Raw genomic sequence first — 8,238 nt, forward strand, 5'->3', positions numbered from 1 at the left:
TCCGGCTCAGTACACGGTCAGGCCCCGGGCGGCGAACTGCCCACGCACCCGGTCCAGCAGCTCCGCGGCGGGTGGTGCGGTGTCCGCCAGCGGGAAGGCCAGCCCCAGCTCCGCGTACTTGTGCGCGCCGAGCCGGTGGAACGGCAGCACCTCCACCCGTTGCAGGCTGGGCAGCTCGGCGGCGAAGTCGGCGATCCCGGCCACGTTGTCCGGGGCGTCGGTGAGGCCGGGCACCAGCACGAACCGGATCCAGATGGGGGTGCCCCGCTCCGCCAGCCGGCGGCCGAACCGCAGGGTCGGGCCGACCTCCCCGGTGCGGGTCACCCGCCGGTACGTCGCCGGGTCCCGCGACTTGACGTCGAGCAGCACCAGGTCGGTGGCGTCGAGCAGGGCGTCGTCCGCGCGGGCGCCGAGGAATCCGGAGGTGTCCAGCGCCGTGTGCAGGCCCAGGGCGTGACAGCGGCGCAGCACCTCGCCGGTGAACCGGGGTTGCAGCAGCGGCTCGCCGCCGCTGAGCGTCACCCCGCCGCCGGCCACGCCGATGAACCGCCGGTAGCGCTCGATCTCCGCCATCAGCTCGTCCACGGTACGGTGCCTGCCGCTGCGTCCGTACCAGGTGTCCGGGCTGTGGCAGTACCGGCAGCGCAGCGGGCAGCCGGCCAGGAACGCCACGAACCGGGTGCCGGGGCCGTCCACCCCGACCGACAGGTCCCAGGAGTGGACGGCTCCCGTCAGCTCCCGGCCGACCGGTGCCCCGGCGGTCACAGCGACCCGTGGAAGGTGCGGGACACCACGTCGCGCTGCTGCTCGGGCGTGAGCCGGACGAAATTCACCGCGTACCCGGACACCCGCACCGTGAGCTGCGGGTAGCGCTCCGGGTGGGACATCGCGTCGAGCAGGGTCTCCCGGTCCAGCACGTTGACGTTGAGGTGGAACCCGCCCGCGTCGGTGTACCCGTCGAGCACCCCGGCGAGGTTGCCGATCCGCTCGTCCCGGGTGCGTCCCAGCCCCTCCGGGGTGACCGTGCCGGTCAACGAGATGCCGTCGCGGGCGGCGTCGTACGGCAGCTTCGCCACCGACAGCGCGGCCGCGACCAGGCCGTGGGTGTCCCGGCCGTTCGTCGGGTTCGCGCCGGGCGCGAACGGCTCGCCGGCCCGCCGCCCGTCCGGGGTGTTGCCGGTGTGCCGGCCGTACACCACGTTGGAGGTGATCGTCAGCACCGACATGGTCAGCTCGGCGTCCCGGTAGGTGCGCTGCCGGCGCAGCTTCTCCGCGAACGCCTCCACCAGCCACACCGCGATGTCGTCGGCCCGGTCGTCGTTGTTGCCGTACGTCGGCAACTCGCCCTCGACGGCGTAGTCGACGGCCAGCCCGGTGGCGTCGCGCAGTACCTTCACCTTTCCGTACCGGATCGCGGCGAGGCTGTCCACCGCCACCGACAGGCCGGCGACACCGGTGGCCATGAACCGGTGCACCGGGTGGTCGTGCAGCGCCATCTCCAGCCGCTCGTACGCGTACCGGTCGTGCATGTGGTGGATGACGTTCAGCGCGTCCACGTACGTCTCGGCCAGCCAGTCCAGCGTCCGGTCGTACGCGCCCAGCACCTCGTCGTAGTCGAGCACCTCGCCGCTCACGGGCGGGGCCGCCGGGGCGACCTGCGCGCCGGTCAGCTCGTCCCGGCCGCCGTTGACCGCGTACAGCAGCGCCTTGGCGAGGTTGACCCGCGCGCCGAAGAACTGCATGTCCCGACCCACCCGCATCGCCGACACGCAGCAGGCGATCGCGGTGTCGTCGTCGTACGCGGGCCGGATCAGCTCGTCGTTCTCATACTGGATGGCGCTGGTGTCCAGCGACACCTGGGTGCAGAACCGCTTGAACCCGTCGGGCAGCCGCGGTGACCACAGCACGGTCAGGTTCGGCTCCGGCGCCGGGCCGAGGTTGTACAGGGTCTGGAGGTAGCGGAAGCTGGTCCGGGTCACCAGCGTCCGGCCGTCGGCGCCCATCCCGCCCAGGGACTCGGTGACCCAGGTCGGGTCGCCGGAGAAGAGCTGGTCGTACTCGGGGGTGCGCAGGAACCGGACGATCCGCAGCTTGATCACGAAGTCGTCGACCAACTCCTGCGCGTCCTGCTCGGTCAGCCGCCCCTCGGCCAGGTCCCGCCGCAGGTAGACGTCCACGAAGGTCGCGGTGCGCCCCAGCGACATCGCCGCGCCGTTCTGCTCCTTCGTGGCGGCCAGGTAGGCGAAGTACAACCACTGGATCGCCTCCCGGCCGGTCGCCGCCGGGCCGGAGATGTCGTACCCGTAGGCGGCGGCCATCTCCTTCAGCTCGCCCAGGGCGCGGATCTGCTCGGCCAGCTCCTCCCGGTCCCGGATCACCTCGTCGGTCGACGGCCGGTCGTCCAGGGCCGCCTTCAACTCCCGCCGCTGCGTGACCAGGCGGTCCACCCCGTAGAGGGCGACCCGCCGGTAGTCGCCGATGATCCGGCCCCGCCCGTACGCGTCGGGCAGCCCGGTGATGATGTGCGAGCGCCGCGCGGCCAGCACGTCGGCCGGGTACGCGTCGAAGACCGCGTCGTTGTGCGTCCTGCGGTAGCCGGTGTAGATCCGGTGCACCGTCGGGTCCGGGTCGAAGCCGTACGCCTTCAGCGCGGTCTCCACCATCCGCAGCCCGCCGTTCGGCATGATCGCCCGGCGCAGCGGCGCGTCGGTCTGCAACCCGACGATCAGCTCGCGGTCCCGGTCGACGTACCCGGGGGCGTGGGCGGTGATCGTGGACGGGGTGGCCGCGTCGACGTCGTACACCCCCCGGCGGCGCTCCTCGACGAACATCTCCGTCAGCCGCCCCCAGACCGCCAGGGTCCGGTCGGTGGGGCCGGTGAGGAACGCGGCGTCCCCGAGGTACGGCTCGTGGTTGCGGCGGACGAAGTCCGCGACGTCGACCGTGGTGCGCCACGCCCCGTCGACGAAGCCCCGCCACGGGGCCCGGACGCGTTCGGTGCCGGTCATGGTCTGTCCCTCCGGGTCGGTGGTGCGGCCGTCGGATGCGGTGACGACTCTCGCGCGCATCGGGGGCCTCCCAGGTCGACTCTCCGCTTGCACCACCAGCCTCACCCCATCCGCGCCGCCGCAGGCAGGGCCCCCGGCCACCCACCCCCAGGACCTTCGACCCCCCACCCCCTCGCCCTTGACCGGACGTCGACAGGGCCGGACGGGGCGGTACCCGGGGCCGTAGGTCCCGGCCCGTCCCGGCGGCCGGTACCCTGCCCCGGTGACCGCCGAGGACCTGCGCCTGCGCCCGGTACGCGACGACGACCTGCCCCACCTCTTCGCCTTCGAGCAGGACCCGGAGGCCAACCGGGTGGCCGCCTTCGGCCCCGCCGACCCGACCGACCGGGCGGCGTTCGACGCGCACTGGCGGCGCATCCGCGCCGACCCGGCCATCGTCACCCGCACCGTCACCGTCGACGGCGCGGTCGTGGGCCACGTGGTCGCCTTCCCCGTCGAGGCGCAGACCGAGGTCAGCTACTGGATCGACCGGGCCCGCTGGGGTCGCGGGTACGCCACCCGGGCCCTCGCCGCGCTGCTGGCCGAGCTGCCGCAGCGACCGGTGCACGCCCGCGCCGCCAAGGACAACGCCGCCTCCCTCGCCGTGCTGCGCAAGTGCGGCTTCGTCGTCCGCGGCGAGGACCGGGGGTACGCCAACGGTCGCGGTGCCGAGGTCGAGGAATGGGTCCTGGAACTCGCCGGCTGACCCGGGCACGGCAAATTGGGCGGCGCACCAGCAGGCGGGCCAAGCTGGTTACCACTAGTCTCGCGGGGTGAACTGGCTGGACTTGATCGGCTGGATCGGCTCCGCGCTGCTGGTCTGGTCGCTGCTGCAGGCGCGCGTTCTCCGGCTGCGTGCGCTCAACCTCGTCGGCTGCCTCGTGCTGATCGGCTACAACGCCGCCCTCGCCGTCTGGCCGATGGTCGGGCTCAACGTGATGCTCGCCGTGATCAACGTGTGGTACCTGCGGAAGATGCTCGCCACCCGGCACGACGAGCAGACGTACCAGGTGGTGGAGGTGGGGGTCGACGACCAGTTCCTGGCCCACACCCTGCGGGTGCACGCCGCCGACATCGCCCGGTTCAACCCCGGCTTCCGCTGGGGCGGGCACCCCACGCGGCGTTCGGCGTTCCTGGTGGTCCGGGCCGACGAGGTGGTCGGGGTGGTGCTGTCGCACGCCGAGGGCGACCGCGTCGCCCAGGTCGACCTGGACTACGTCACCCAGCGGTTCCGCGACTTCACCCCCGGTGAGTTCGTCTACCGGCGCAGCAGTCTCTTCACGGACCGGGGATTCCACCGGGTGGTCAGCCCGCCCGGCATGGTCGCCCCCTACTATTCCCGGCTCGGCTTCCGCCCCGTGGGCGGCTCCTACGTGCTCGATCTGCCCGCCCCGCCCGTCGCCGACCGGGTCTGACCCGTCGCTCGCGGAGCCCTGACCAGCCGCTCGGCCCGGACTGACCGGCCGGTTCGCGGGGGCAGGGTTCGCGGCCCCGTGCACGGGGCACAGAGAGCCCTACGCCGGCCGGGTCCTCGGGCGGCGCCGCCGGTCCCACCCGACCGGGTCGTCCTCGTGAGGGAGAGAACCGGGCGTGCAGAGCTACTGGAGCCAACTGGCCCTGGTCGGAGTCCTGGTCGTCCTCAACGCGATCTTCGCCGGCAGTGAAATGGCGCTGGTCTCGCTGCGGGACAGCCAGATCCAGCGGTTGGAGCGCACGAGCCGGGCCGGGCGGGTGCTGGCCCGCCTCGCCAAGGACCCCAACCGCTTCCTCGCCACGATCCAGATCGGCATCACCCTGGCCGGTTTCATGGCCTCGGCCGCCGCGGCCGTCTCCCTGGCCAAGCCACTGGTGCCGCTGCTCGGGGTGTTCGGCAGCGCCGCCGACACCGTCGCCATCGTGGCGGTCACCCTGGTCCTGACCTTCGTCACCCTGGTCTTCGGCGAGCTGGCACCCAAGCGGATCGCCATGCAGGCCGCCGAGCGCTGGGCGCTGCTGGTGGCCCGCCCGCTGGACCTGCTGGCCACCCTCACCCGACCGGCCGTCTGGGCGCTCGGCACCACCAGCGACCTGGTGGTCCGCCTCGTCGGGTTCAACCCGAAGCACGAGCCGGACGAGATCGGCCCCGACGAGCTGCGCGACATCGTCGCCGGGAACCACGGCTTCACCAAGGAGCAGCGGACCATCATCGCCGGCGCGGTGGAGATCGCCGACCGGCGGTTGCGCGCGGTGCTCGTACCCCGGTTGCAGGTCTTCACGCTCGACAGCGGGACCACCGCGGAGGCCGCGCGGCTGGTGCTGGCCGCCACCGGGCACTCCCGCGCGCCGGTGGTGCGCCACGGCGGCCTCGACGACGCGGTCGGCGTCATCCACCTGCGCGACCTGGTCGGCGTGCCCGACGACCGTCCTATCGACGAGTGTGCCCGCCCGCCGATGCTGCTGCCCGACTCGCTGCCGGTGGTCGACGCGTTGCGCCAGTTCAAGGCCGAACGCCAGCACATCGCCCTGGTCGTCGACGAGCGCGGCGCGGCCGACGGGATCGTCACCCTCGAGGACATCCTGGAGGAGATCGTCGGCGAGATCTACGACGAGACCGACCGGGACGTGCACGGGGTCCGCACCGAGACCGACGGCGCGTTGCTGCTGCCCGGCACCTTCCCGGTGCACGACCTGCCCGACATCGGCGTCGACCTGCCCGGCCGACCGGCCGGCGACTACACCACGGTCGCCGGACTGGTGCTCACCCTGCTGGGGCACATCCCCACCGTCGCCGGCGAGGACGTCACCAGCGACGGCTGGGAGCTGCAGGTCGCCGACATCGACCACCGGGCCATCACCGCGGTACGGCTGCGCCGGGTCACCGCACCGGCGGAGCCGGACGCCGACGAGACCCCGGACGCCGTACCCGCCCTCGACCCGGCGCGCGGCTGACCGGACGGCTCGGCGTCCGGCCCGGCCGGCACCTCCGCGGCCGGCCGGCACCTCCGCGGCTCAGCGTGGCTCCCCGAACGGGAAGCCGGGCACCGGCGGGACCAACCGGATCATGTCGGTCGGCACCTGCTGGCTGTTCCGGCCGAGCAGCCGGGCCACCCAGCGGATCAGCCACGGCCCCGACGGGTGCCGCTCGGGGCCGATCAACCGGCCGACCACCCGGCTGTACCAGTGCCTCGCGACGACCACGTCGGTCAGCCGCAGCCGCCCGTCCGGGCCGTCCCCGCGCACCACCACGTCCACCACCCGGCCCAACCGCCGCCCGCGCAGGTCGTACGCGGTCCGGCCGAGCAGCTCACCCGCTCGCACGGTTCGATCCCGGGATCCGGTCGATCAGGTGCCGCCGCAGCCACTCCTCCATTGGGGAACCGGGCAGCTCGTCGAGGCCGACCCGCAGTCGAACCGCGCTGTCCACCCGCTCCACCAGGGGGTACGGGACGCGCAGCGGCGTCACCGGCGGGTCGTCGACCAACCGGTCCGCCACCGCGAGGAGGAGCCGCCCGACCCGGCCGCCGATCCGCTGCGCGAGCGCCCCCTGCCCGCTCAGCAGGGCGGCCACGTACGGCACCCCGTCGGTGTCGACCCCGAACTCCACGTCGTCGACCTTGCCGACCAGCCGCCCGTCCCGGTCGACGATCTGCCGGTCGAGCAACTGCCGGCTGAGCTGCATCCTCATCGGCCCATCCCCGTCACCACCGCCAGCGGGATCGCCGCCACCGACGCGGCGACGATGAGCAGCAGGAACACCGCCCCCAGCAGGTTCAGCACCGGCCCGTTCACCCGGTCACCCAGGTACGTCCGGTCGTTCGCGACGATCAGGATCGGCAGGTACGTCAGCGGCAGCGCCACCGCACTGATGATCAACATGTACTCGGTCAGCGTCACCGGGTCGACCGTGGTCAGCAGCACCAGCACCCCGAGCAGCACGCTGACCAGCAGCACGCTGTGGAACCGGGCCGCCCTCCGCGGACTCACCCGCTTGCCCCACTGCCAGCCGAAGTACTGCGCGGCGGCGTACGCGGCGCTCAGCCCGGTCTCCAGCGCGGCACCGAAGGTCACCGCGAAGAACGCCAGCACCGCCACCGCCAGCCCCACGCCCCCGAACGCGAGCACCACCGGCTGCGCCACCTGGTCGAGGGAGTCCAGCGACGCCCCGCCCGGGTGGTACACCACCGCCGCCGTGGCGATCAGCGACAGGGCGAGGAACCCGCCGACCGGGAAGCCGATCAGCACGCTGGTCCGGGCGTCGGCCAGGTCCGCTCCGCCCCAGTTCTCCTCCACCCCGCCGGAGGAGAAGAAGAACACCTCGTACGGGCTGACCGTCGAGGCGAACAGGGCCACCGCCACGAACCAGTACGCACCCCAGCCGTGCCCCGCCGCCCCGCCGTGCAGCGCACCCTGGCCGAGCGCCGCCCAGTCGGTGGGCAGCCAGAACAGCGCCACCGCGAACACCACCAGGGTCAGCCCGGCCAGCCCGAACACCCGCTCCATCAGCTGGAACCGCATCCGCCACAGCACCAGCCAGACGGCCAGGGCGGCGACCGGCACCCAGATCAGGTAGCTCACCCCGGAGGCCAGTTGCAGGGCCAGCGCCACGCCGCCCAACTCGGCGGCGAGGGTCAGCACGGTCACCAGGTAGGAGGCCACCAGGTTGAGCAGCGCCACCCGTGGCCCCAGCCGCTCCCGGACCAGGTCGAACACCGCCCGACCGCTGACCGCCGCGATCCGTCCGGCCATCTCCGCGTACGCGCAGATGCCGACCACCCCGAGCAGCAGCACCCAGGCGTGCGCCATGCCGAAACGCGCCCCCGCCTGGCTCGCCGCCACCAGGTCGCCGATGTCCACGAACCCACCGACGGCGGAGAGCACGCCGAGCGTGGCGGCGAGGAGTTTCTTCACCTCGGGTACGGGTCAGCGAATGCCATCGCCGCGACGATAACCGGGCGTACCGCCCCTCATGCCCCGAACCGGGCATCCGGCGGGTGGCTCAGTCCGCGGTCAGGTTCTGCAACCGGACCTGCCCCCGGGAGACCAACCGCCCGGCGGCGTCGGAGATCTCCACCTGCCAGAGCTGCTGGCTACGGCCCCGGTGCACCGGCGTGCCGACGGCCGTCAGCTCGCCGTCGCGCACCGCCCGCAGAAAGTCCGTCTGGTTCGACACCCCGACCACCCGGCCCCGCTCACCCAGCCACAGCGCGCCACC

Annotated in this window: 9 protein-coding genes (1 of these 9 running past the window's edge); 3 read left to right on the plus strand and 6 right to left on the minus strand. The window is 73.1% G+C overall.

Annotation, left to right across the window (positions count from 1 at the left end; translation table 11 throughout):
• Positions 1–6: 6 nt before the first annotated feature.
• Positions 7–765 carry a pyruvate formate-lyase-activating protein gene (gene pflA, locus ACQPZO_RS11590; protein WP_433349588.1) on the minus strand — a complete coding sequence of 253 codons (759 nt, stop codon included), beginning with the start codon at positions 763–765 and terminating at the stop codon, positions 7–9.
• Positions 762–3,008 (minus strand): formate C-acetyltransferase, encoded by a 2,247-nt coding sequence (pflB, locus tag ACQPZO_RS11595; RefSeq protein ID WP_433350943.1) that lies wholly within the window; start codon positions 3,006–3,008, stop codon positions 762–764. The genes pflA and pflB overlap by 4 nt, the downstream gene beginning before the upstream one ends.
• A gap of 262 nt (positions 3,009–3,270) precedes the next feature.
• Between pflB and ACQPZO_RS11600 the strand changes: the two genes are divergently transcribed.
• From ACQPZO_RS11600 to ACQPZO_RS11610, 3 genes are all read left to right on the plus strand, one after another.
• Positions 3,271–3,753 carry a GNAT family N-acetyltransferase gene (locus ACQPZO_RS11600; RefSeq protein WP_433349590.1) on the plus strand — a complete coding sequence of 161 codons (483 nt, stop codon included), beginning with the start codon at positions 3,271–3,273 and terminating at the stop codon, positions 3,751–3,753.
• Positions 3,754–3,820: 67 nt separating this feature from the next.
• Positions 3,821–4,462, plus strand: coding sequence for a hypothetical protein (locus ACQPZO_RS11605; protein WP_433349592.1), 642 nt, complete (start codon positions 3,821–3,823; stop codon positions 4,460–4,462).
• A 175-nt stretch (positions 4,463–4,637) separates the two neighbouring features.
• Positions 4,638–5,975, plus strand: a complete 1,338-nt coding sequence (locus tag ACQPZO_RS11610) for a hemolysin family protein (RefSeq protein ID WP_433349594.1) — start codon at positions 4,638–4,640, stop codon at positions 5,973–5,975.
• Positions 5,976–6,035: 60 nt separating this feature from the next.
• Here the strand turns inward: ACQPZO_RS11610 and ACQPZO_RS11615 are convergent, their stop codons facing one another.
• The 4 genes from ACQPZO_RS11615 to ACQPZO_RS11630 form a co-directional block, all read right to left on the minus strand.
• Positions 6,036–6,344, minus strand: coding sequence for a PRC-barrel domain containing protein (locus ACQPZO_RS11615; protein ID WP_433349595.1), 309 nt, complete (start codon positions 6,342–6,344; stop codon positions 6,036–6,038).
• Positions 6,331–6,711 carry a hypothetical protein gene (locus ACQPZO_RS11620; RefSeq protein ID WP_433349597.1) on the minus strand — a complete coding sequence of 127 codons (381 nt, stop codon included), beginning with the start codon at positions 6,709–6,711 and terminating at the stop codon, positions 6,331–6,333. The genes ACQPZO_RS11615 and ACQPZO_RS11620 overlap by 14 nt, the downstream gene beginning before the upstream one ends.
• Entirely contained in the window at positions 6,708–7,934 is a 1,227-nt protein-coding gene (locus tag ACQPZO_RS11625) for an NRAMP family divalent metal transporter (protein ID WP_433349599.1), read from the minus strand. The genes ACQPZO_RS11620 and ACQPZO_RS11625 overlap by 4 nt, the downstream gene beginning before the upstream one ends.
• An 88-nt stretch (positions 7,935–8,022) precedes the next feature.
• Positions 8,023–8,238 carry the 3' portion of a PaaI family thioesterase gene (locus ACQPZO_RS11630; protein ID WP_433350944.1) on the minus strand. 168 nt of this gene lie beyond the right edge of the window, so only the last 216 of its 384 coding nucleotides appear in the window; its start codon lies beyond the right edge, outside the window — the gene reads right to left on this strand; its stop codon occupies positions 8,023–8,025.

Origin of the sequence: Micromonospora sp. CA-111912, assembly GCF_050948415.1 — a bacterium.
In the GTDB taxonomy this organism is placed as follows: Bacteria; Actinomycetota; Actinomycetes; order Mycobacteriales; family Micromonosporaceae; genus Micromonospora.

Coding starts and splice junctions, on each gene's coding strand:
- pflB (WP_433350943.1), bottom strand. CDS start 3,008: ATGACCGGCACCGAACGCGTCCGGGCCCCGTGGCGGGGCTTCGTCGAC.
- ACQPZO_RS11620 (WP_433349597.1), bottom strand. CDS start 6,711: ATGAGGATGCAGCTCAGCCGGCAGTTGCTCGACCGGCAGATCGTCGAC.